Below are 22759 nucleotides of genomic sequence, written 5' to 3' on the forward strand. Positions count from 1 at the left end.
ATCAGCGTTTCTGTTTTTTCAGCTGCGACAGGTCACGCACGGCGCCGCGGTCGGCCGAGGTCGTCAGCGCCGCATACGCCTGCAGCGCCTGCGACACGTAGCGCTCGCGCTTGACGGGCAGCCAGGCATCGTCGCCCTTCGCTTCCATGGCGGCGCGGCGCGCGGCCAGCTCGGCATCCGTCACGCGCAGGTTGATGCTGCGCTCGGGGATGTCGATGTCGATGAAGTCGCCCTCTTCCACCAGGCCGATGGCGCCGCCTTCGGCCGCTTCCGGCGAGGCATGGCCGATCACCAGGCCCGAGGAACCGCCCGAGAAGCGCCCGTCCGTGAACAGCGCGCACGCCTTGCCCAGGCCCTTGGATTTGATGTACGAGGTCGGATACAGCATTTCCTGCATGCCGGGACCGCCTTTCGGGCCTTCGTAGCGGATGATGACGACGTCGCCCTCATGCACGGTATCGGCCAAAATCGCTTCAACAGCGGTATCCTGGCTTTCGAACACGCGCGCCTTGCCCGAGAATTTCAAAATGCTTTCATCCACGCCGGCCGTCTTGACGATGCAGCCCTTTTCGGCCAGGTTGCCGTACAAGACCGCCAGGCCGCCATCCTGCGAATACGCATGCGCCTTGTCGCGGATGCAGCCGGTGGCGCGATCCGTGTCGACGGCCGCAAAACGCTCCGACTGCGAGAACGCCGTCTGCGTCGGCACGCCGCCCGGGGCGGCGCGGAACAACTCATGCACGGCCGGATTGTCCGTGCACATGATGTCGTTTTGCGCGATGGCGTCGGCCAGGGTCGGCGCGTGGATGGTCGGTAAAGTGGTGTTGAGCAGGCCGGCGCGTGCCAGTTCGCCCAAAATGCCCACGATGCCGCCCGCGCGGTGCACGTCTTCGATATGGTATTTGTCCGTCATCGGCGCGACCTTGCACAGGCACGGTACCTTGCGCGAGATGCGGTCGATGTCGGCCATCGTGAATTCCACTTCCGCCTCGTGCGCGGCCGCCAGCAAGTGCAGCACGGTGTTGGTCGAGCCGCCCATGGAGACGTCGAGCGCCATGGCATTTTCAAATGCGGCCTTGGTGGCGATCGAGCGTGGCAGCACGGTGTAATCGTCCTGCTCGTAGTGGCGCTTGGCCAGTTCCACGATCAAACGTCCCGCGCGCAGGAACAGTTGCTGGCGGTCCGAGTGCGTGGCCAGAATCGTGCCGTTGCCGGGCAGGGCCAGGCCCAGCGCCTCGGTCAGGCAATTCATCGAGTTGGCCGTAAACATGCCGGAGCAGGAACCGCAGGTCGGGCAGGCCGAGCGTTCGATTTCCGCCACGTCGGCGTCGGACACGCTGCTGTCGCCCGCCTTGATCATGGCGTCGACCAGGTCCAGCTTGATGATCTTCTGCGTGCCGTTGACCACCTTGACGACCTTGCCCGCTTCCATCGGCCCGCCGGAAATAAACACGACGGGGATGTTGATGCGCATGGCGGCCATCAGCATGCCCGGCGTGATCTTGTCGCAGTTCGAGATGCACACCATGGCATCGGCGCAGTGGGCGTTGACCATGTATTCGACGGAGTCGGCGATCAGGTCGCGCGAGGGCAGCGAATACAGCATGCCGCCGTGGCCCATGGCGATGCCGTCATCGACGGCGATGGTGTTGAATTCCTTGGCCACGCCGCCGGCCGCCTCGATTTCGCGCGCCACCATCTGGCCCAGATCTTTCAGGTGCACGTGGCCGGGCACGAACTGGGTAAATGAGTTGACGACGGCGATGATCGGCTTGTCGAAGTCGCCATCCTTCATGCCGGTGGCGCGCCACAGGGCGCGGGCGCCAGCCATGTTGCGGCCGTGGGTGGTGGTGCGGGAGCGGTATTGCGGCATGATGGGGTCCTTCCAAGGATGATTGATGCCTGACTGCGCGGATTTTCAACAAAACCCTGCATGCAGTGGGGGTACGTCAGATTGCCTTGCGCGCGCGCCCCTGTCAAATATATGATGCACATGTCTGTGAGTCGTTTTGTATATCACAGCAATCAATCCACATGGAAACACATATGAATCTTGAGCTGCGCCAGCTGCGCTACTTTGTCACCGTTGCCGAGGAATTGCACTTCGGCCGCGCCGCCGCGCGCCTGCACATGACGCAGCCGCCCCTGTCGCAAACCATCATGGCGCTGGAAGAGCTGCTGGGCGCGCCCCTGTTCGTGCGCACGCGCCGCGAAGTGCAGCTGACGCCGGCAGGCAGCGCCCTGCTGCCCGAGGCACGCCGGTTGCTGGCGCAGGCGCTCGATTTGCCCGCGCTGGTGCGGCGGGCCGCGCAGGGCGAGGCGGGGCGTCTGAGCCTGGCGTTTGTCTCCTCGGCCGATTACAGCGTGCTGCCGCCATTGCTGCGCGCTTATCAGACGGCCTATCCGCAAGTGCAAATCCAGCTGCAGGAAGCCACCTCCGACTTGCAACTCGACGAATTGCTGGCCGGACGCACGGATGCTGGCCTGTTGATCCCGCCCCTGCCCGAGAAGGCGAAGGGAGAACTCGACTACCTGCCCGTGCTGACCGAACCTCTGGTGCTGGCCGCGCCGTCCGGCCTCGACATATTGAAGTCGCCGGGCCCCGTGCGCCTGCGCGACCTGCCGCCCCTGCCTTTGATCATTTTCCCGCGCGCGATATCGCCCGCCCTGCACGACGCCATCCTCGGCGTGTTCCGCGCGGCCGGCATCACGCCGCAGATCGGCCAGGAAGCGATCCAGATGCAAACCATCGTCAGCCTCGTCTCGGCTGGCATGGGCATCGCGCTTGTGCCACAATCGGTATCGAATCTGATGCGCCCGGGCGTAGAATACAGGCCGTTGCAGGACGCCACGCCGCTGGTGGAAACGGGCCTGGCCTGGCGCCGCGACAATCCGTCCGCCGTGCTGCAGGGTTTCCTGGCGCTGCTGCGCAAGCAGATCAACGCGACCGCCGATTAAATTAAGTGGCCGCTAAGGCAAAAAACCGCAAGCGCCCCCATACTACGCAACCTTGGCTTTAAACAAAGAAAGAAACCCCATGCTGATACACCCGATGCCCGACCCGATCGCCATACAAATCGGCCCGCTCGCCGTGCACTGGTACGGCCTGATGTATGTGCTGGCCTTTGCCCTGTTCATTATCCTGGGCAGAGTGCGCATCAAGCAGCCGCATATCGCCGTGCTGGGCTGGAAGAAGGAAGACCTCGACGACATGCTGTTCTACGGCATGCTGGGCGTGGTGATCGGCGGACGCCTGGGCGAAGTGCTGTTCTACCGCCCCGAATACTTCATGCACAATCCGCTGGAGATCTTCATGGTCTGGCATGGCGGCATGTCCTTCCATGGCGGCTTCCTGGGCGTTATCCTGGCCATGTATCTGTGGAGCCGCAAGGCGGGCCGCAACCTGTTCGACGTGCTCGACTTCATCGCCCCGCTGGTGCCGCTCGGTTATGCGGCCGGCCGCTTGGGCAACTTCATCAATGCCGAACTGCCGGGCCGCATCGCGCCGGAGAGCTTGCCGTGGGCCATGCAGTGGCCGGGCATTCCGTATCCCGTGCACCCGTCGCCCCTCTACCAGATGCTGGTCGACGGCATTTTGGTGTTCATCATCCTGTGGCTGTATGCGCGCAAGCAGCGTCCGCGCATGGCCGTGGGCGCCATGTTCACCCTGCTGTACGGCTGCGCGCGCTTCTTCACGGAATACTTCCGCACGCCGGACTGGGAAGTCGTGTGGCTGGGCGTGCCCATCACCTCGGGCCAGATGCTGTCGCTGCCGATGATCGTCGGCGCCATCGCGCTGCTGGTGTGGGCGTATAAAAGCCAGGTGATGGGCACGCCGCCCACCAAGGCCCGCGTGGCGGACGCCTGATCGGCCGCCCTAGGCCTTCAACCTGCTGGTAATCACTTTCCATTGCGCCGGCGTCACGGGCGTGATGGACAAACGGCTGCCCTTCTTCAACAACAGCATGTCTTCCAGCTCCGGCATCTGGCGCATCTCGGACAGGGGCAGCAGCGCCGTCTTCTTCACGCCGCGCACGTCGACGCTGATCCAGCGCGGCTGTTCAAGCGTCGCCTTCGGATCGAAATACTTGCCGCCCTCTTCAAACTGGCTGTGATCGGGATACGCGCCGCTGGCCACTTCGGCCACGCCCGCCACGCCCGGCTGCGGGCAGCTGGAATGATAAAACAGCACGCCATCGCCCGGCCGCATGCCATCGCGCATGAAGTTGCGCGCCTGGTAGTTGCGCACGCCGAACCAGGGCATGGTGTGCTGCGGTGCTGCCATCAGGTCGTCGATGCTCACTTCATCGGGTTCGGATTTCATCAGCCAATATTGTTTCATGCAGACTCCGTGTGAAAGCGACAGACGTAAAAAAACAGTTGCGCATGATGCGGCAACCGTTTTCAGTGGTAGTGCAAATTAGGCCCCGCCTGTGCCGCTATGCCGGCATCCCGAACCAAACGGTTCAAGGTGGTCACGTTAGTTCAATTTCGGGTTCGTCGAACGAGCGACGCTCACTCCCATCAAACAAAATTCGCAACCGATGCGCATAAATGGTTCAAGGAATATATGGCAATCGCGAACACCGCAGGGTAGACCCAAGTTTACTCCTTTGATCGCGCATCGCAAAGACAAATCGTACTGTGTCCGCTTAAAATCCAATTAATAACACTGAACAAAACCGTAGCGAGCGGCGATGAATTGTGGCCAAGAAGCGCAGCTGTGCTTGAGCACAGCGAGCATCGCAGGCCGCAAGGCGCGACGCGTAGTAGGTTTGGTTCGGTGTTTAAAAAAGATTTTCCTGGGGCGTCAGTGCACTATCCAGGACGGTGTGCATGGCCGAGATTTTCTGCTTCACTTCGAGTATCGTCAACTCCGACAGCGGGCCTTGCGGCGACTTCACGGAGAGGAATTCCGCGGCCACGCCCAAGGCGGCCAGCACGGCGATGCGGTCATTGCCCTTGACCTTGCCCGCGTCGCGGATGGCTTTCATTTTACTATCGAGATAGATCGCCGCTTCGCGCAGCGCGCGCTCTTCACCGTCGCGGCACACCATGCTGTAGGACTGGCCCATGATATTGACATCGACACGCGGCATTACGCTTCCTTCTCGTTCTCGGCAATATAGGCACCCGCTTCCGAAGCGGCTTGCTCCAGGCCGGCTTGCACCAGTTCGGGAATTTTTTCCAGCAACGCTTCCACCCGCTCCTGCGCCTCGCGCATGCGTTGCACATACAGGGCGTTCTCGGCGGCCAGCGCGGCATTGTCCTTGCGCAGTTGCGCGTTTTCACGGCGCAGCGCATGGGTCATTTCGGCCAGCAGGCCTATTTTGTCGGATAATTCGTTGAATTCGGAAATCATCCCGCCACTATAGGGCGGACGCTCCATGGGCGTCAATCGAATCACGCCGCTGTCACACATATTTACATCAATGCAGGGCAGTTGGCGGACAATACACGCTTTTTCCGGCGCTTTTCGCCAAGTGCGCGCATCTGCCAGCGCCGCGATGGCAGCGTTTTACTCGTCGACGTAATCAGGTTCGATATCGAGTCCGCCATAGCGGTTTTCGCAAGAGCGGCGCACCAGCGTCTGTTGTCCGCCCTTGCCGTCAAGCACCATCGTCAAGTCGCGGCAAGTACGGCGGTAGCTGCCAGGCTTGGCGTCCGTCCCCGAGGGCGTCAGGCGCACTGCCAGCGGCACCGCATTGCCCAAGCCCTTGTTGCTCCACTGGCGCGTCTTGCCATCCTCTTCATCTTTCAAGGTACGCACGGCGGCCGTCAGCAAGGCTTGCTGTTCCCTGGCATTGAGCCTGGCGATGGTGACGTCGGACAGGAAAGGCGGATACACGACGGGCGCCGGGTCCTTGCCCTGTACATCCCACTTGCCGCTGTTCTGCGTACAGGTGCGGCGGCTCAGGTCCTGCGACTTGTCGCCCGCCGTGACGACGAATTTCAGGTCGCGGCAGACGTGCGCCTTCAGGCTATGTTCCGTCATGCCGGAGTTGCTGAAGTTATACGTGACTTTCACCAGCACGCCGCTGTCGCCACCGTTGTCCCACACATGCGCTTCCTGGTCGTCGTCATCCTTGTTGAGGTCGTTGAACAGGTCGCCCAGCAACATTTCCTTTTCCAGCGGGCTCAAGGTAGCCACAGTGATCTCGTCAACGATGGTGGGCGTGTGCGCGCTAGCATTACCCAGCCAGGCGAGGCCGATGACGGTGGCGCCCAGCAGGCGCAGCACGGGACGGAAAACAGGAAATGGCATGGTATTCTTTCTGGAGCAAGTGGCGATATGTGGCGATATTGATATGCAATAGCAATCATCTTATCAAATTCCATAGTACAACTCTGTTTCCTGCGCGTACAGGAACGTCCCCCTTTCGTACGGCATGCTAGAGTCGCTGCTGTTGCTGACGCCCGGGAACGCGGCTTGTGCTGGCGCAAACCCAGTGCAGATGCAGGCTCTGCTGATCATGTATGTATATGCTCCTCTTGAATAAGCCCTTGAAGTTGACCCATACCGTCCCTATAATTAGCACTCGTTAGTAGAGAGTGCTAACAAACTCTTTCGTAGCAATCCTCAGGACTGATGGTGCTTGCCAGACCACTGCAGGGAACGCTACGCGGCGGGCGACGCCGCGATGCACCACTGCCGCAGACAGGCAAGGACAGGATGACATGGGGTTTGCTTGACCGTTGCGGGCTGCTTTCAACGGCGGTCACTGAAAGCACGTCTGGCGCTGTGCCGGACATGTATTCATTTAGCAACACCTATCCATTGAACTTTAAGGAGTTTTGTATGAATCTGCGCCCATTGAACGATCGCGTCATCGTCAAACGCCTCGACCAGGAAACCAAAACTGCGTCCGGCCTCATCATTCCTGATGCAGCTGCTGAAAAACCGGATCAAGGCGAAGTCCTTGCCGTAGGCAATGGCAAGATTCTCGACGACGGCAAAGTCCGTCCTCTGGATGTCAAAGTGGGCGACCGCGTCCTGTTCGGCAAGTACGCCGGCCAAACCGTCAAAGTTGACGGCGATGAGCTGCTGGTCATGCGCGAAGAAGACATCATGGCGATCGTCGTCAAGTAATTGTTTCCACGTTGTAGACAGATACATCCCGAAACTCAGGAGAATTGAACATGGCAGCTAAAGAAGTAGTATTCGGCGACGCAGCGCGCGCCAAGATGGTCGAAGGCGTCAACATCCTCGCCAACGCAGTCAAAGTAACGCTGGGCCCGAAAGGCCGCAACGTCGTCCTGGAGCGCTCGTTCGGCGCCCCTACCGTCACCAAGGATGGTGTGTCGGTAGCGAAAGAAGTTGAACTCAAAGACAAGCTCATGAACATGGGCGCGCAAATGGTCAAGGAAGTTGCTTCCCGCACCAGCGACAACGCCGGCGATGGCACCACCACCGCCACCGTGCTGGCACAAGCCATCGTGCGCGAAGGCATGAAGTTCGTTGCCGCCGGCATGAACCCGATGGACCTGAAGCGCGGTATCGACAAAGCAGTTGCCGCGACCGTCGAAGAACTGGCGAAAATCGCCCGTCCTTGCACCACGACCAAAGAAATCGCCCAAGTTGGCGCGATCTCGGCGAACTCGGACTACTCGATCGGCGAGCGTATCGCTGAAGCGATGGAAAAAGTCGGCAAAGAAGGCGTCATCACCGTGGAAGACGGCAAGTCGCTGAACGACGAGCTGGACATCGTTGAAGGCATGCAGTTCGACCGCGGCTACCTGTCGCCATACTTCATCAACAACCCAGAGAAACAAGTTGCCGTACTGGACAGCCCATTCGTCCTGCTGTGCGACAAGAAAATCTCGAACATCCGTGACCTGCTGCCGGTACTGGAACAAGTCGCCAAAGCTGGCCGTCCACTGCTGATCATCGCGGAAGACATCGAAGGCGAAGCGCTGGCAACCCTGGTTGTGAACAACATCCGCGGCATCCTGAAAACTTGCGCAGTGAAAGCACCTGGCTTCGGCGACCGCCGCAAAGCCATGCTGGAAGACATCGCTGTCCTGACGGGCGGCCAAGTGATCGCTGAAGAAGTCGGCCTGACCCTGGAAAAAGTGACCCTGGCCGAACTGGGCCAAGCGAAACGCATCGAAGTGGGCAAGGAAAACACCATCGTCATCGATGGCGCCGGCGAAGCTGCCTCGATCGAAGCACGCGTGAAACAAGTGCGTGTACAGATCGAAGAAGCGACCTCGGACTACGACCGTGAAAAACTGCAAGAGCGCGTCGCCAAACTGGCTGGCGGCGTTGCCGTGATCAAGGTTGGCGCTGCCACCGAAGTCGAAATGAAAGAGAAAAAAGCCCGCGTTGAAGATGCACTGCACGCGACGCGCGCTGCCGTGGAAGAAGGCATCGTGCCAGGCGGCGGCGTAGCCCTGCTGCGCGCACGCGCCAACATCACGGTCAAGGGCGACAATCCTGATCAAGATGCCGGTATCAAGATCGTCCTGCGCGCAATGGAAGAGCCACTGCGCATGATCGTGCAAAACGCTGGCGAAGAAGCTTCGGTCGTCGTGGCAGCCGTACTGGCTGGCACGGGCAACTATGGCTACAACGCTGCCAATGGCACGTATGGCGACATGGTGGAAATGGGCGTCCTGGACCCAGCCAAAGTGACCCGTTCGGCGCTGCAAAACGCCGCTTCGATCGCTTCGCTGATGCTGACAACCGACTGCATGGTCTGCGAAATCGCTGACGACAAAGCAGGCGGCGGCATGGGCGGCGGCATGGGTGGTATGGGCGGCATGGGCGGCATGGACGGCATGATGTAATGTCCGGCATCCCCGTGCGCAGGCGACGGCGCACGGGGATGCATAGCCGGGACAGGACAGGCAGACCAAAAGCTGCCAGCGCCTGCCCGGCGGCCCCGAGAGCCATCTTCTACGGAAGGTGGCTTTTTTTCGCCTATTCATTTGGCAAGCCCGTTAGCAAGCCCGTTGGCAAGCCCGGCGATTGCCCACCCGCGCGTTTTGCTTTAGCATGGCCGCCATCGTCCCTCTTTCTCACGCCACCATCATGCAGCCACGCGCCTCCTCTTCCAAAACCACCATCATCGCCGGCATCCTGGCCGGCTTGCTGGCCGCCGGCCTCGGCGCCTTTTACCTGCACCAGCAGTCCGCCCCGCACGCTGACAATGCCCCGGCCGCGAACAGCCAGGCGGCGCAGGAGCAGAACGCGCGCGCCGTCGATGCGCTGATGGCTTTGCCGGAAATCAAGGCTTGGTCGGCGCATATCGAAAAGGCTAGCGGCGGCCGCGCGCACGGTGCCGTGATGGAAACGTCGCCGGAAACGCGCCTCGTCGATGGCGTCGTTTGCTATCAGCTGAGCTTTTTCGAAAGCACGCCCGACGCGGCCCACCGCTGGGAAAGCTTTGTCGTCACGCCCGACGGCAAGCGCATCCTTGTCGACGATATCGTCAACGGTGACCTGATCAGCCTGGAACAATGGCGCAAGGACAGCGCGCCCATGCAGCGCATCGCCACGCAATAACGCCCCAGGCCGGCTGCGGGCGCGATGGCCAGGGATGCTGGTGTTGCAGCGCAAGCTTTACTTTCTGACATCGAAGCCCGATACTCGCCCACATGCCCGCCACCTCTGTCCGTCCCCTCGCGCCAGACGACGCCAGCGCCTACCGCGCGCTGCGCCTGGCCGGCATCGCCGAACTGCCCGCCGCCTTCTGCACCACGCACGCAGCGGAAAGCGGCTTGCCGCTGGCACAGATCGCCCAGCGCTTGCGCGCCACCTCACACCAAATAATATTTGGCGCTTTCAACGAAGAACAATTGATCGCCATTGCCGGCCTGCGCCGCGAACCGATCGCCGTCGTGCATGACAAGGCCAGCCTGTGGGGCGTGTATGTGGCGCCGCAGGCGCGTGGATGCGGCGCGGGACGGCAACTGGTGCAGGCGACCATCGCCCATGCCTGCACCATTCCCGAGCTGGGCCGCGTGCGCCTGGCCGTGGCGCAGGATAACTACGCGGCATTGAGCCTGTACCTGGGCTGCGGTTTTACCCTGGCGGACGGTCCCGCAGCGGAAGGCATGCTGCAATTGCAGCTGCTGCTGCCCCGCCCCGCTCGTGCAAGTGCCTGTGCAAGTGCAAGCCCAAGTGCCGAAAGTAATGTCTTTATGAAAATCAATACCTTACAAATCCCTGCGAAATAGCGGACAGGCCGTTTTTTCTGTTGCAAGCAAACGCGGCAGGCCTTAGCATCGCGGCTTACAAAAAAAACTTGGGGGAGAGCCAATGTCATCGGCCGAGACACAAACCGCCACGGGCAAAATGCCGCGGCAAATACCATACATCATCGCCAACGAAGGCTGCGAACGCTTCAGCTTTTACGGCATGCGCAACATCCTGACCGTTTTCCTGATCAGCACCCTGTTGCTGCAGCTTCCGGCCGAGCAGCGCACGGGCGAAGCCAAGCACGTCTTCCACACCTTCGTCATCGGCGTGTATTTCTTCCCGCTGCTGGGCGGCTGGCTGGCCGACCGCTTCTTTGGCAAGTACAACACCATCTTCTGGCTCAGCCTCGTGTATTGCGCCGGGCATGCCTCGCTGGCCATTTTCGAGAACAATGTCAAGGGCTTCTATTTCGGCCTGTTCCTGATCGCCTTCGGCTCCGGCGGCATCAAGCCTCTTGTCGCCTCGTTTGTCGGCGACCAGTTCGACCAGACCAACAAGCACAAGGCCAAGCTGGTCTTCGAGCTGTTTTACTGGATCATCAACTTCGGCTCCTTCTTCGCGTCTTGGCTGATGCCGATGTTCCTGCGTGACTTCGGCCCGGCCGTCGCCTTCGGCATTCCCGGCATCATGATGCTGGCCGCCACCATGGTGTTCTGGATGGGCAGCAAGAAATACGTGCACGTGCCGCCGGCGCCGCCGAATCCCGACTCGTTTACCCGCGTCGCCCGCACGGCTCTGCTGGCCCGTGTCGATGGCGGTTCACGCCCTGGCCTGTACGTGGCCTATGTCGGCGTGATCGGCGCGCTGTATGCGTTCTACAGCGTTCCCGAATGGGGTTTCGTGATTTCGGCGTGTACCGCGCTGGTCCTGCTGCTGGCCTTCGGCAGCATCGGCACGGCCATGCAGCTGGAACGCGCGCGCGGCATCCACCCGGATGATGCCGTCGAAGGCGTGCGCTCGGTCCTGCGCATCCTCGTCATCTTTGCCTTGGTCACGCCCTTCTTCTCACTGTTCGACCAGAAGGCCTCGACGTGGATCGTGCAGGCCGAATCGATGACCAAACCGGAAGGCTTCCTGCCATCGCAGATGCAGGCGCTCAACCCGTTGCTGGTAATGCTGCTGATCCCGTTCAATAACCTGGTACTGTACCCTAGCCTGCTGCGCTTTGGCTGGCAGCCGACGGCATTGCGCCGCATGACGGCCGGCATCGGCTTTTCCTCGCTGTCGTGGATCGTCATCGGTATGCTGCAACTGTCGCTCGACAGCGGCAATTCCGTTTCCATCTTCTGGCAGATCCTGCCCTACGCGCTGCTGACCCTGGGCGAAGTACTGGTGTCGGCCACGGGCCTGGAGTTTGCCTACAGCCAGGCGCCAGCATCGATGAAGGGCGCCATCATGAGCTTCTGGAATCTGTCGACCACCGTCGGCAACCTGTGGGTGCTGATCGTCAACAAGAGCGTGATGAACGAAGGCGTGATCAGCAAGATCGGCCAGAGCGGCATCAGCGTGACGGCCTTCCAGATGTTCTTCTTCGCCGCCTTTGCCGCCGTCGCCATGCTGGCCTTCGGCCTGTATGCAAGGCGCTACAAGATGGTGGACAACTACCGCCAGACGGCCATCCCGGCAAAAGCGTGATGCACGCCTGATCTGCCGCAATGAAGAAGGGCGCCCTCGGGCGCCCTTCTTTACGTCGTCACCGTCGGTGCGTCGCGCCCCGTGCGCTCGCGGATCTGCGCCACTTTTTCCGCCACGGCGATCAGTCCCGCCAGCGCCTCCTGGGTCGGAATGCCATGTTGCGCCGGATCGGCTTCATAGCGCTCCAGGTACAGGCGCAAGGTGGCGCCCTCGGTGCCCGTGCCGGACAGGCGCAGCACGATGCGCGCGCCGTCCGTCATGATGATGCGGATGCCCTGCTGCCTCGTCACCGAGCCGTCGACGGGGTCGGTGTAGCTGAAATCGTCGGCCAGCGCCACCGTGTAGCCACCCAGCACCTGGCCCGGCAAGGCGGCCAGCCGGCCGCGCACGGCCTCCATCAGCTGCTGCGCACCGGCGCTGTCGATGTCTTCATAGTCGTGGCGCGAATAGTAGTTGCGGCCATACGTGGCCCAGTGCGCGCGCACGATGTCTTCCACCGGCAGCCCTTTCGCCGCCAGCAGGTTGAGCCAGAACAGCACGGCCCACAGGCCATCCTTTTCGCGCACGTGGTTCGAGCCCGTGCCGTAGCTTTCCTCGCCGCACACGGTGGCCATGCCGGCGTCGAGCAGGGTGCCGAAGAATTTCCAGCCCGTCGGCGTCTCGTGGCACGGGATGCCCAGCGCGCTAGCCACCCGGTCGGCCGCGCCCGACGTGGGCATGGAGCGGGCGATGCCGGTCAAGCCCCCACGGTAGCCGGGTGCCAGCATGGCATTCGCGGCCAAAATCGCCAGGCTGTCCGAGGGCGTCACGTCGAAGCGCCGGCCGACGATCATGTTGCGGTCGCCGTCGCCGTCCGAGGCGGCGCCAAAATCAGGCGCATCCTCAGCGGCCATGATGGCAATCAATTCCTGCGCGTTGACGGGATTCGGGTCGGGATGGCCGCCGCCGAAGTCTTCCAGGGGTACGCCGTTGATGACGCTGCCTTTCGGCGCGCCCAGCATGCCTTCCAGGATGGCCGTCGCATACGGGCCGGAGACGGCGTGCATGCCGTCAAAGCAGATACGCAAGCCGCCCGCGAACAGGGCGCGGATGGCGTCGAAGTCGAACAGCTGCTGCATCAGCTCCGCATAATCAAGAACGGGATCGATCACTTCGACCGTCATCTGTTCGATGCGCACAGTACCCAAGGCGTCGAGGTCGATGTCGGCAGCGTCGCTGATGCGGTACTCGGTGATGGTTTGCGTGCGCGCAAACATGGCTTCCGTGACCTTTTCGGGCGCCGGTCCGCCATTGGCGATGTTGTATTTGATGCCGAAATCGCCATCGGGGCCGCCCGGATTATGGCTGGCCGACAGGATGATGCCGCCGCTGGCGCCATGCTTGCGGATCACGCAGCTGACGGCCGGCGTCGATAAAATGCCGCCCTGTCCCAGCAGCACACGCGCATAGCCATGCGCGGCCGCCATGCGCAGCACCGTCTGGATGGCCGCGCGGTTGTAAAAGCGGCCGTCGCCGCCCAGCACCAGGGTCTGGCCACGGCAGTCGCCGAGCGTGTCGAACACGCTTTGCACGAAGTTTTCCAGGTATTGCGGTGCGCTGAAGACCGCCACCTTCTTGCGCAAGCCTGAAGTGCCGGGTCGCTGGCCGGCCATCGGCGCCGTATTGATAATTTGAATAGCCATCTTGCCTCCTTATTAACTTCTCATGTTAACCGATGCTGGCCGCAGGGCAAAGCGTTGTAAGCCTGCCACGGTGCGGCAAGCCACTTAACGCGACATCCCGGCATGCCATATAATGAGAATCATTCTCATATGCGGCATTCCTGGCTGCGGACTCATACATCGGACGCCGTGGTTGCACGCTATTACCAAGAACTGTTGAACTTTTGCTGGCGCAGCTTGCGCAACCGCGAAGCTGCTGCCGACCTGGTGCAGGAAAGCTATGCGCGCGTGCTGGGCGAACAGGCCGTGCGCGAACCGCGCGCGCTGCTGTACCACACGGCGCGCAACCTGCTGATCGACCAGCACCGGCGCGCCGCCTTGCGCCAGCACGAGGAACTCGACGCCCTGCCGGAAACGGCGCATCCTGCCGCGCCGCGCCATTTGCAACCGGAGCAGGCGCTGGAAAGCAGCCAGGACTGGCAAGCCTGCGTGGCCGCCATCGACGCCTTGCCGCCGCGCTGCCGCGACGCCTTCGTGCTGCACATCTTCGAGGAATTGCCGCACGCACAAATCGCCGCGCGCATGGGCATTTCCGTGAGCATGGTGGAAAAACATATCGCGCGCGGCATGCTCAGTTGCCAGGCACAGTTGCATTCTTTACGGGAAGCCACATAATGGCGGCCATGACCGCCCACCCGCCCCGCCACGCTTTCGGCCCCTCCGCCCAGGAGCAGGCGGACGTGCGCGAGTACGCCGCTTTTGCCGCCACGCAAGACCCGGTAGCGCTGGCGGCCGCCACCTGGTTCAGCCGGCGCGGCAACCTTGATGTGCAGCAACAGGCCGACTTTGCCGCCTGGCTGGCAGCCGATGCGCAGCACGCGCAAGCATATGCGCAGCTAAAGGATACGCACCGCAACGCGCGCAAAATTCCCGCGCAGGTGGCCGCACGCTGGGCAGTGCCGCAGGCAGCGCCACTTCCCCGCCGCCCGCTTCTGCGCTCCCTGCGCGTGCTGCCGTATGCGGCCGCCGCCATGTTGCTGCTCAGCGTGGGGGCGGGCGGTTACCAGTGGTGGCAACAGCAAGCCGTGTTCAGCCAGTCCTATGCCACCATGCGGGGCCAGCGCCTGGCCATCGCCCTGCCCGACGGCAGCAAGGTACAGCTCGATACGGCCACACAGCTGCACGTCACCCTGTACCGCCAGCGCCGCGAAGTGCGTCTGGCGCACGGTGAAGCGCTATTCCAGGTGCAAGCGAAGCAAGGACAACCGTTCGACGTCCTGAGCGGTCCTTTGACAGTGACGGTGGTGGGCACGCAGTTTTCCGTGCGTAACACGCTCGAACACGACGGCCAGCTGCGCGTGGCCGTGCAACATGGCCAGGTGCGTGTGGCGGGCGCGCGGCAGGAGCAGGTCGCGCTGACGGCCGGCCAGGGCGTAACTGCCGACGCCAGCGGCCACCTGTCTGAAGTCGCCAGCCTGGCCCCAGGCAGCGTGGCGCCGTGGCGCGACGGCAGGATCACCTTCGATAACGTGCCGCTGGGCGCGGCGCTGGCCGAATTCGAGCGCTATGGCGACACGGGCCTGGTCGCGCGCGATCCCGCCGTGGCCAGGCTGCGTATCGGCGGCAGCTTCAGCCTGACCCAGCTCGACCGCTTCGCCGCCGCCCTGCCGCAGCTGCTGCCCGTCCACGTCGTACGCGATGGTGCCGTCAGCGAGATCCGCATGGCGGCAAAAATGCCGGCGCAAGCCCCTGCGATACGGCTGCCTGAAAAATAAATGCAAATAGTTCGCATTCGCAGGTGAGGATTTGGCGCACTGCCGCGTCTACCAAGTTAATCGACAATAAATTAACCTGGAGAAATGCAACATGTGGTCCCCCCGCCTCAATCTGACACCCGCCCCCTTCGCCCTGGCCGCCATGCTGGCCCTGGGCAGCATCCCCCTGGCACAGGCGCAAACGGCGCCCACCGTCAAGCTGGCCATCGCTGCCCAGCCGCTTGGGCAAGCCCTGAATGAACTGGCGCGGCAAGCCAATCTGCAACTGCTGTTCGCCCCCGAGCTGGTGGCCGGCAAGACGGCGCCCGCCGTCAGCGGCACGCTGAGCGTGGCCGAGAGCCTGGAGCGCCTGCTGGCCGGCAGCGGCCTGGCCGCCAGCATCGACGGCAGCAGCGTCATCATCCGTCCGGCGCCCGCCGCCACGGGCAAGGTGGCGACCCTGGCGGAAATCACCGTCAGCGCGCGCCAGGAGGCGACGAGCGATACGGAACTGACGAAGTCGTATGCGGCGCAGGCGGTCAGCATCGGCAAGGGCCGGCAAAGCCTGCGCGAGATTCCCCAGTCCGTCTCCGTGCTGACGCGCCAGCAACTGAACGACCAGAATTTGCTGAGCCTGGACGACGCCATGCGCGGCGTGACGGGCATCACCGTCGAAGCCAGCAGCACGGGCGGCAACCACGGCAACTTTTATTCGCGCGGCTATGCGCTCGACGCGGTGCAGGTCGATGGCGTGATGACGCCGGCCAGCACGGGCAATGACTTGTCGGCCGGCTTCGGTCTGGCCATCTATGACAGGGTGGAAGTGCTGCGCGGCCCTGCCGGCCTGTTCCAGGGCGCGGGCGATCCGGGCGGCACCATCAACCTGGTGCGCAAGCGGGCGCGCGACACCTTCGCCGCCAGCGGCGTGCTCAGCGCAGGTTCCTGGGACCGCTACTATGCGGAAGCGGACGTGACGGGCCCCCTGAGCGCGGACGGCAAGGTGCGCGGCCGCCTGGTGGCGGCGTATGAACACCGGCGCTCCTTCGTCGACCACGTGTATGCGGAAAAGCCCTTGCTGTACGGCACCGTTGCCGTCGATCTGGCGCCGGGCACCGTGCTGACGGGCGGCGTCACCTGGCAGCAATACAAGGGCCGTCCCGCCTTCGGCCTGCCCGCCTATGAAGACGGGCGCCTGCTCGATGTGCCCCGCTCGACCTACCTGGACCCGGCCTGGAACCACATCACGGAAAAGGTCACGGAATACTTTGCCGAGCTCGACCATAAACTGGACAACGGCGGCCAGGTCAAGGTGACCGCCCTGTACCGCGAGCAGGATGAGCCATCGCGCAACTTCGGCTGGTCCGACTGCTCGGCCGACCCCGTCACGGGCGACAGCTGCCTGATCAGCTGGAACTACCGCAGCCACTGGAAGACGCAGGGCTTGGACGCTTACCTGGCTACGCCGTTCCAGGCATTTGGCCGCAGCCACGACCTGATCGTGGGCGCCGACTATCGCCAGGTGCACAAGAATTTCCGCTACGGCGGAGGCAAGGCCACCCCGATCAACATCTACCATCCGGATAACAATATCCCCCAGGCCAGCTACACTTTTACTGACGGCAACGACAACCGCACCAAACAGTTCGGCCTGTACGCGCGCACCCGCCTGCAGGCGACCGACCGCCTGGCCATCAACCTGGGCGGGCGCCTGACGCACTGGGACAACCATACCGTCAACCGCAACGCGTATTTCAACCAGTTCACCGACGTCAGCAACACCATCAATGCGAAATTCACGCCGTATGCGGGCCTGGTCTATGAGCTCGACAAGCAGGTGTCGGCCTATGGCAGCTACACGCGCATTTTCTCGCCTCAATCCACCACGGACGCTGCCGGCCAGACCCTGAAGCCGCGCACGGGGCAGCAATTCGAACTGGGACTGAAGGCGGAGCTGTTCGACAAGAACGTCAACGCGCATGCGGCCCTGTTCCGCATGGAAGATGAAAATCGCGTCATGCCCGATCCGGCCAACCCGCTGTTTTCCATCGGCGCGGGCAAGATGCGCAGCCAGGGCATGGAAGCCGAACTGAGCGGCAGCCCCGTGCCGGGCTGGAACATCACGAGCGGCTATTCCTACACCAGCACGCGCACCCTCGAAGGCAGCGACGACCAGAAGGCCCAGCTGTACACCTTCATCGCGCCGCGCCACAATCTCAACCTGTGGACCACCTACCGGCTGGCCGGCGCGCTCGACAAGGTCAGCGTGGGCGGCGGCTTGCGCAGCGTCAGCAGCATGTACCGCCTGAACGGGCCCGTGAAATTCGAACAGGGGCCCGTCACCACGGTGGGCTTGCAGGCGGGCTACCGCCTCAGTCCCAAGCTGGAGCTGTCACTGACGGTGAACAACCTGTTCGACAAAAAATACTACACGCGCGTGTGGGCCGCCTACGGTTCCAACTTCTATGGCGAACCGCGCAACGCCATGCTGACCCTGCGCGGCCAGCTGTAACGCGCCCCGCCAGGACGGCCGCCGCCAGCAATGGGGCGGCCGTCCCCGTTTACAACATCGTACTCTTGCATGTCTCGCAACCCCACACTATAATAAGAATAGTTCTCATTCACATTTGGATTCCGTTCGGAGTCTGCATCCCGCATGTCCCGCCTGCCATCGATCGGCCAGGACGGCATGGCTGATGCGCAGCTGGATGACACGCTGCGCCAGCCAGGCATCCCCGCCAAGCAAGCCTTCCCATATCAACAACGAAAAAAGGTAGTTTCATGGTGCGAGCACGTTCGCTGGCCGGCGCTGCCGCCGCCACTTTCCGGTACTTTGCAGCGCTGCGGCAAGCACGTTCCTCACCACAAACTAAGGCATACAGCATGCACATCACTTCCATCGCGCGCCCCGGCGTCCTCGCCACCGCCCTGCTGGGCGCAGCCCTCGCTTCTGGCTCAGCCAGCGCGCACCAGATCTGGCTGCAGCAAGACGGCAAGACAGCCAGCGTGTACTTCGGCGAGTTCGGCGACAACCTGCGCGAAGCGTCGCCCGGCCTGCTGGACAAGTTCAGCATCAAGAACGTGACATGGATCTCGGCCAAGGGCGCACAGCCGCTGCAGGCAAGCAAGACGGCCGGCGCGTTCATCCTGAATGGCAAGGTGGGCGCCGGCGAAAGCATCATCGTCGAGGAAGACAACTACCCGTCGTGGGAAGAGAAGAAGGATGGCAAGAGCACGCGCACCGTGTGGATTCCCGCCGCGCGCCTGATCGCCGACAGCAAGGCACAAGCGCCCGCGCTGACCCTGGACCTGGTGCCAACCGGCAAACCGGGCCAGTTCCAGGTCAGCTACCAGGGCAAGCCGCTGGCGCAAGCCAAGGTCAACGCCGTGGTGCAATCGGGCTGGGGCAAGGAAGCGTGGAGCGATGCGCAAGGCCTGGTCAGCTTCCCGCTGCCATGGAAGGGCACCTATGTACTGGAAGTGCAGCACACGGACAAAACGGCCGGCCAGCGCGGCACACAAGCCTATGACAAGGCCATGTTCGTAACCACCCTGAGCCTGCTGCAGCCGCAAGGCGTGACGCCGCTGCCGGCCGGCCCGGCCCAGCCACCGAGCAAGGATCACGACTGACCATGCAAGCGCCAGCCAATACTGAAATCACTGAGAAAATGCCGCGCCTGCGGCTCTCCGCCGGCGCCGTCTACCGCCTCGGCGTGGCTTCCCGCAGCGTGGCCGCCATCGTTGGCGGCTACGTGCTGGCCGCGCTGGTCACCATGCTGCTGTCGGTAAGCCTGCCCATGGCCCGTTCCGAAGCCGTCATGACAGCCACCCTGCTGTCGTTTGCCATCTACACCTGCGCCGTGATGTGGGTCTTTGCCACGCGCAGCGCCCTGCGCGCCTGGCTGGGCCTGTTGATTCCCGCCGCCATCATCGCCGCCATCCTGCAGTGGATGGACGCACTATCCTGGAGTTTCGCATGAAAGAAGGTTTCCGCCAGTCGATGGCTTGGCTGCACACCTGGTCCGGCCTGCTCGTCTGCTGGATTTTGCTGCTGGTGTTTTGCGCCGGCACGGCCAGCTACTACCGCAATGAAATCACCCTGTGGATGCAGCCCGAATTGCATGGCGCCGCCGCCAGCCAGGTAAGCACAGAGGAAGCGGCCAAGGTCGCGCAAAAAGCGATGCAAGAACGCGCCACGGGCGCCACGCGCTGGTTCATCAGCCTGCCCGGCGAGCGCAATCCCGCCACGCAGCTGGGCTGGAGCAAGCCATCGCAACCGGGCGAAAAGAAACGTGGACGGCGCGGCAATTTTCATAGCGAAAAAGCCGACCCGGCCACGGGCGAGGTGCTATCGAAGCCGCGCGAGACGCGCGGCGGCGAATTCCTCTATCGCCTGCACTTCGACCTGCACTACATGTCGGCCATCTGGGGCCGCTGGATCGTGGGTTTCTGCGCCATGTTCATGTTCGTCTCCATCATCAGCGGCATCGTCACGCACAAGCGCATCTTCAAGGACCTGTTTACCTTCCGTCCGAAAAAGGGCCAGCGCTCGTGGCTCGACGCGCACAACGTGACAGCCGTGCTGGCACTGCCCTACCACATCATGATCACCTACACGGGCCTGGTCACCCTGATGTTCCTGTACATGCCATCTGGCGCCACGGCCGCCTACAAGGGCGACCAGGATGCCTTCTTCGCCGAAGCGTTTCCCGGCCGCTCGGGCGACAGCAAGCCGGCCGGCGTGGCCGCGCCGCTGACGCCCCTGGCGCCTCTCGTGCGCCAGGCGGAACAGCAGTGGGGCGGCAAGGTCGAACGCATCTCCGTGAATCACCCGGGCGACGCCAACGCCACCATTTCGCTGACGCGCGCCGGCGGACGCGACATGTCGTCGAAGCAGCCCTCGATGGAGTTCGATGGCGTCACCGGCAAGCTGCTGTCGACCGATGGCAACGCGCAGCCTGGCGCCGCCGCCACGCACGGCGTCATGGTTGGCTTGCACGTCGCGCATTTCGGCGGACCGCTGCTGCGCGCGCTGTTCTTCCTCTCCGGCCTGGCCGGCTGTGCCATGGTCGCCACGGGCGCCCTGCTGTGGGCCGTCAAGACGCGCCAGAAGCAAGCCAAGGCGCTGGCCGCCGGCAAGCGCGCCAGCTTCGGCCTGCGCCTGGTCGAGGCGCTCAACATCGGCGCCATCGCCGGCATCCCGATCGCCTTCGGCGCCTACTTCTGGGCCAACCGCCTGCTGCCGGTGGCGATGGAAGACCGGGCGAAAGAGGAGATCGCCTGCTTCTTCGGCGCCTGGGCCCTGGCCGCCATCATCGCCCAGCTGCGCCCCTCGCGCGCCATGTGGCGCATGCAGCTGGCCGTGGGCGCCTTCCTGCTGGCGTCATTGCCCGTGCTGAACGTCTTCACCACCAATTCACACCTGGGCGTGACCCTGTTCCTGGGCCGCGGCCCCGTGGCGGTGGCCGCCTTCGACCTGGTGGTGCTGGCGCTGGGCCTGGGCCTCGCGTATGCGGCGTTCAAATTGAAGCCGCTGCCCGTGAAGGCGGCCAAGGCGGCGCCAGTAAAACCGGTGCAGACGATGGAGGCCGCGTGATGGAGCTGCTGTCGAACTTCCTCGTCTTTGCCCTGTGCTATGCGGGCCTGTCCTCGCTGTGCCTGGCCATGGACCGCCACTATGCCGACCTGCACGGACGCGGCGCCGAACCGCCCGCGCCGCTGCGCCGCCGCCTGCAATGGGCAGGCTGGCTGGCGCTGGCGGCCGGACTGGCTTGGGCCATGCACATCGCCGGCGGCGGCTACGGCCTCGTCTACTGGGTCGGCAGCCTGACGGGCTGCGGCTTGCTGCTGATCTGGCTGCTGCCCTACGCACCGCACCAGGCCATGCGCCTGGCGCGCATGATCGGCGGCGCGGCCGTGCTGGCCGCCGTCGCGCTGGCAGTGCTGTAACGATCATGACCATGCTCCCCCTGCTGTCCACGCAGCTGGAAAGCCATTACCGCGCGCACCACGGCTGGCTGGCGCACTGGCTGCAACGGCGCCTGGGCAATGCTTTTGATGCCGCCGACCTGATGCAGGACACTTTCATCCGCCTGCTGGCCAGTGCCCCCGCACAGCCGCAAACACCGGCCCTGCGCGCGCCGAAGGCTTACCTGGCCACCGTCGCCAAGCATTTGCTGATCAATCATTTACGGCGCCAGTCGCTGGAACGCGCGTGGGCCGATGCGCTGGCCGCGCAGCCAGAGCAGTACCAGCCCTCCGTCGAGCAGCGCGCGCAAATCCTGCAGGCGCTGCAAGCGGTCGACGCCATGCTCGATGGCTTGAAACCGAAGGTGCGCGCCGTCTTCATCCTGGCGCAGATCGAAGGCCATGCGTATGCGGACATCGCCGCGCAGCTGGGCATCGGCGAACGCTCCGTGAAGCGCTACATGGCCGAGGCGCTGACCGAATGCGTGCTGCAGGCGCCGGACTGGGCGCCATGAGCAGCGCCGCTCCCCTGTCTCCCCCGCTATATCCTCCGCTATCGCGCAAGGTGGCGCGCCAGGCCGTCGAATGGTATTTGCTGGAGCAGTCGGGCCAGGCCACACAGGATGATCTGGCGGCATCGGCCGAATGGCGCGCGCGCGACCCGGAACATGCGCGCGCCTGGAGCAAGGTGCAGCAGGTCGGCCAAACGGCCAGCCTGCTGCCGCCGGATCTGGCCGCGCCCGTGCTGCGCCGGCCGCAGCGCCGCGTGGCCGTGCAAGTGCTGCTGGCGCTGATGACGGCGCCCGCCGCCTGGCTGCTGGTGCGCCATGAACTGCTGGCCGACTACCGCAGCGGCGTGGGCGAACGGCGCGACGTATCGTTGCCCGATGGCGGCACCCTCGTGCTCAACACGGACAGCGCCGTCGACCTGGCGTATGGCGCCGATGAACGTTTGCTGACGCTGCGCCGCGGCGAAGTGCTGGTGCAGACGCGCCCCGACCATGCGGGCAGCCGCCCCTTCATCGTCGCCACCTGCCATGGCCGCATCCGCGCGCTGGGCACACGCTTTACCGTGCGCGTCGACGACGACAGCAGCCGGGTGACAGTGCTCGAACACGCGGTGGAAATCACGCCGCGCGCGCCCTCGGCCACCGTGCGCACGCTCATGGCGGGACAGCAATGCCGCTTCGACGCCAGCCACGCCAGCCTGCCCGCGCCGGCGCCGCCGCAAGCCGATGCATGGGTGCGTGGCATGCTGGCGGCGCAGGACATGCGCCTCGATGCCTTCGCCTTTGAACTGTCACGCTACCGCCCCGGCCTGCTGCGCGTGGAACCGCAGGTGGCGGGCTTGCGCCTGACGGGCGCCTTCCAGCTCGACGACACGGACGCCGTGCTGGCAAGCCTGGCGCGCATGCTGCCCGTCGACGTGCTGTACCGCACCCCATACTGGGTCACCATCGCGGCCCGCAAAAAATAATTTATAAAAGTTGGCCCTTTTTCTCGGCACGGCCTGTCCTATGGGTATTGCAACGATACCTTAC

The 22759-nt window shown here is 63.5% G+C and carries 22 protein-coding genes and 1 other RNA gene; 16 read left to right on the forward strand and 7 right to left on the reverse strand.

Translation table 11 applies throughout. From position 1 onward, the window contains the following. Nucleotide 1: 1 nt before the first annotated feature. Complete coding sequence (gene ilvD / locus O0882_RS04175) at nt 2-1873, reverse strand: dihydroxy-acid dehydratase (protein ID WP_289945568.1); 1872 nt, start codon at nt 1871-1873, stop codon at nt 2-4. 173 nt (nt 1874-2046) lie between these two features. Between ilvD and O0882_RS04180 the strand changes: the two genes are divergently transcribed. Further along, nucleotides 2047-2958: a LysR family transcriptional regulator gene (locus tag O0882_RS04180; protein ID WP_289945570.1), complete on the forward strand. Its 912-nt coding sequence runs from the start codon at nt 2047-2049 to the stop codon at nt 2956-2958. 79 nt (nt 2959-3037) lie between these two features. Next, nucleotides 3038-3868: a prolipoprotein diacylglyceryl transferase gene (lgt, locus tag O0882_RS04185; protein WP_289945572.1), complete on the forward strand. Its 831-nt coding sequence runs from the start codon at nt 3038-3040 to the stop codon at nt 3866-3868. A gap of 9 nt (nt 3869-3877) precedes the next feature. On the opposite strand, the gene O0882_RS04190 is transcribed toward lgt, so the two are convergent. The 5 genes from O0882_RS04190 to O0882_RS04210 form a co-directional block, all read right to left on the reverse strand. Continuing rightward, the gene (locus tag O0882_RS04190; protein ID WP_099762388.1) at nt 3878-4342 is read right to left on the reverse strand and encodes an EVE domain-containing protein; all 465 of its coding nucleotides are present in this window, start codon (nt 4340-4342) and stop codon (nt 3878-3880) included. Between the two features lie 78 nt (nt 4343-4420). Continuing rightward, nucleotides 4421-4598: non-coding RNA, 6S RNA (ssrS, locus tag O0882_RS04195), on the reverse strand. A 189-nt stretch (nt 4599-4787) separates the two neighbouring features. After that, nucleotides 4788-5099 (reverse strand): cell division protein ZapA, encoded by a 312-nt coding sequence (locus O0882_RS04200; protein ID WP_034747344.1) that lies wholly within the window; start codon nt 5097-5099, stop codon nt 4788-4790. After that, on the reverse strand, nt 5099-5389 hold the full coding sequence (locus tag O0882_RS04205; RefSeq protein ID WP_306594795.1) for a DUF904 domain-containing protein: 291 nt from the start codon (nt 5387-5389) through the stop codon (nt 5099-5101). The genes O0882_RS04200 and O0882_RS04205 overlap by 1 nt, the downstream gene beginning before the upstream one ends. A 129-nt stretch (nt 5390-5518) precedes the next feature. Further along, nucleotides 5519-6265, reverse strand: a complete 747-nt coding sequence (locus tag O0882_RS04210; protein ID WP_289945578.1) for a hypothetical protein — start codon at nt 6263-6265, stop codon at nt 5519-5521. 534 nt (nt 6266-6799) lie between these two features. Here O0882_RS04210 and groES point away from each other — a divergent pair. The 5 genes from groES to O0882_RS04235 all read left to right on the forward strand — a co-directional run bounded on the left by groES (nt 6800) and on the right by O0882_RS04235 (nt 11839). Next, nucleotides 6800-7090: a co-chaperone GroES gene (gene groES, locus O0882_RS04215; protein ID WP_010400979.1), complete on the forward strand. Its 291-nt coding sequence runs from the start codon at nt 6800-6802 to the stop codon at nt 7088-7090. A gap of 50 nt (nt 7091-7140) precedes the next feature. Further along, nucleotides 7141-8790, forward strand: coding sequence for a chaperonin GroEL (groL, locus tag O0882_RS04220; RefSeq protein WP_010400981.1), 1650 nt, complete (start codon nt 7141-7143; stop codon nt 8788-8790). Nucleotides 8791-8998: 208 nt separating this feature from the next. Continuing rightward, the gene (locus O0882_RS04225; protein ID WP_289945580.1) at nt 8999-9508 is read left to right on the forward strand and encodes a hypothetical protein; all 510 of its coding nucleotides are present in this window, start codon (nt 8999-9001) and stop codon (nt 9506-9508) included. A gap of 92 nt (nt 9509-9600) precedes the next feature. Continuing rightward, nucleotides 9601-10182, forward strand: coding sequence for a GNAT family N-acetyltransferase (locus O0882_RS04230; protein WP_289945582.1), 582 nt, complete (start codon nt 9601-9603; stop codon nt 10180-10182). Nucleotides 10183-10300: 118 nt separating this feature from the next. Continuing rightward, a complete protein-coding gene (locus tag O0882_RS04235; RefSeq protein WP_289945584.1) occupies nt 10301-11839 on the forward strand; it encodes an oligopeptide:H+ symporter in 1539 nt (512 codons plus the stop codon). Nucleotides 11840-11889: 50 nt separating this feature from the next. Here O0882_RS04235 and O0882_RS04240 read toward each other — a convergent pair whose 3' ends face one another. Beyond that, nucleotides 11890-13521, reverse strand: coding sequence for an alpha-D-glucose phosphate-specific phosphoglucomutase (locus tag O0882_RS04240; protein ID WP_289945585.1), 1632 nt, complete (start codon nt 13519-13521; stop codon nt 11890-11892). Between the two features lie 168 nt (nt 13522-13689). Between O0882_RS04240 and O0882_RS04245 the strand changes: the two genes are divergently transcribed. The 9 genes from O0882_RS04245 (at nt 13690) to O0882_RS04285 (ending at nt 22695) form a co-directional block, all read left to right on the forward strand. Then, on the forward strand, nt 13690-14175 hold the full coding sequence (locus tag O0882_RS04245; protein ID WP_289945586.1) for a sigma-70 family RNA polymerase sigma factor: 486 nt from the start codon (nt 13690-13692) through the stop codon (nt 14173-14175). Then, a complete protein-coding gene (locus O0882_RS04250; RefSeq protein ID WP_289945587.1) occupies nt 14175-15275 on the forward strand; it encodes a FecR domain-containing protein in 1101 nt (366 codons plus the stop codon). The genes O0882_RS04245 and O0882_RS04250 overlap by 1 nt, the downstream gene beginning before the upstream one ends. 91 nt (nt 15276-15366) lie before the next feature. After that, nucleotides 15367-17763, forward strand: a complete 2397-nt coding sequence (locus O0882_RS04255) for a TonB-dependent siderophore receptor (protein WP_289945588.1) — start codon at nt 15367-15369, stop codon at nt 17761-17763. 371 nt (nt 17764-18134) lie between these two features. Further along, a complete protein-coding gene (locus O0882_RS04260; protein ID WP_289945589.1) occupies nt 18135-18881 on the forward strand; it encodes a DUF4198 domain-containing protein in 747 nt (248 codons plus the stop codon). Between the two features lie 2 nt (nt 18882-18883). Further along, a complete protein-coding gene (locus O0882_RS04265) occupies nt 18884-19231 on the forward strand; it encodes a DUF3649 domain-containing protein (RefSeq protein WP_289945591.1) in 348 nt (115 codons plus the stop codon). Further along, nucleotides 19228-20847 carry a PepSY-associated TM helix domain-containing protein gene (locus O0882_RS04270; RefSeq protein WP_289945593.1) on the forward strand — a complete coding sequence of 540 codons (1620 nt, stop codon included), beginning with the start codon at nt 19228-19230 and terminating at the stop codon, nt 20845-20847. Before O0882_RS04265 ends, O0882_RS04270 begins: the two co-directional genes overlap by 4 nt. Beyond that, the gene (locus O0882_RS04275) at nt 20847-21200 is read left to right on the forward strand and encodes a DUF3325 domain-containing protein (protein ID WP_289946823.1); all 354 of its coding nucleotides are present in this window, start codon (nt 20847-20849) and stop codon (nt 21198-21200) included. Before O0882_RS04270 ends, O0882_RS04275 begins: the two co-directional genes overlap by 1 nt. A gap of 5 nt (nt 21201-21205) precedes the next feature. Beyond that, entirely contained in the window at nt 21206-21733 is a 528-nt protein-coding gene (locus O0882_RS04280; RefSeq protein ID WP_289945595.1) for a sigma-70 family RNA polymerase sigma factor, read from the forward strand. Further along, nucleotides 21700-22695, forward strand: coding sequence for a FecR domain-containing protein (locus O0882_RS04285; protein WP_289945598.1), 996 nt, complete (start codon nt 21700-21702; stop codon nt 22693-22695). The genes O0882_RS04280 and O0882_RS04285 overlap by 34 nt, the downstream gene beginning before the upstream one ends. Nucleotides 22696-22759 lie beyond the last annotated feature (64 nt).

Origin of the sequence: Janthinobacterium sp. SUN073, from assembly GCF_030397665.1 — a bacterium.
Lineage (GTDB): Bacteria > Pseudomonadota > Gammaproteobacteria > Burkholderiales > Burkholderiaceae_D > Janthinobacterium.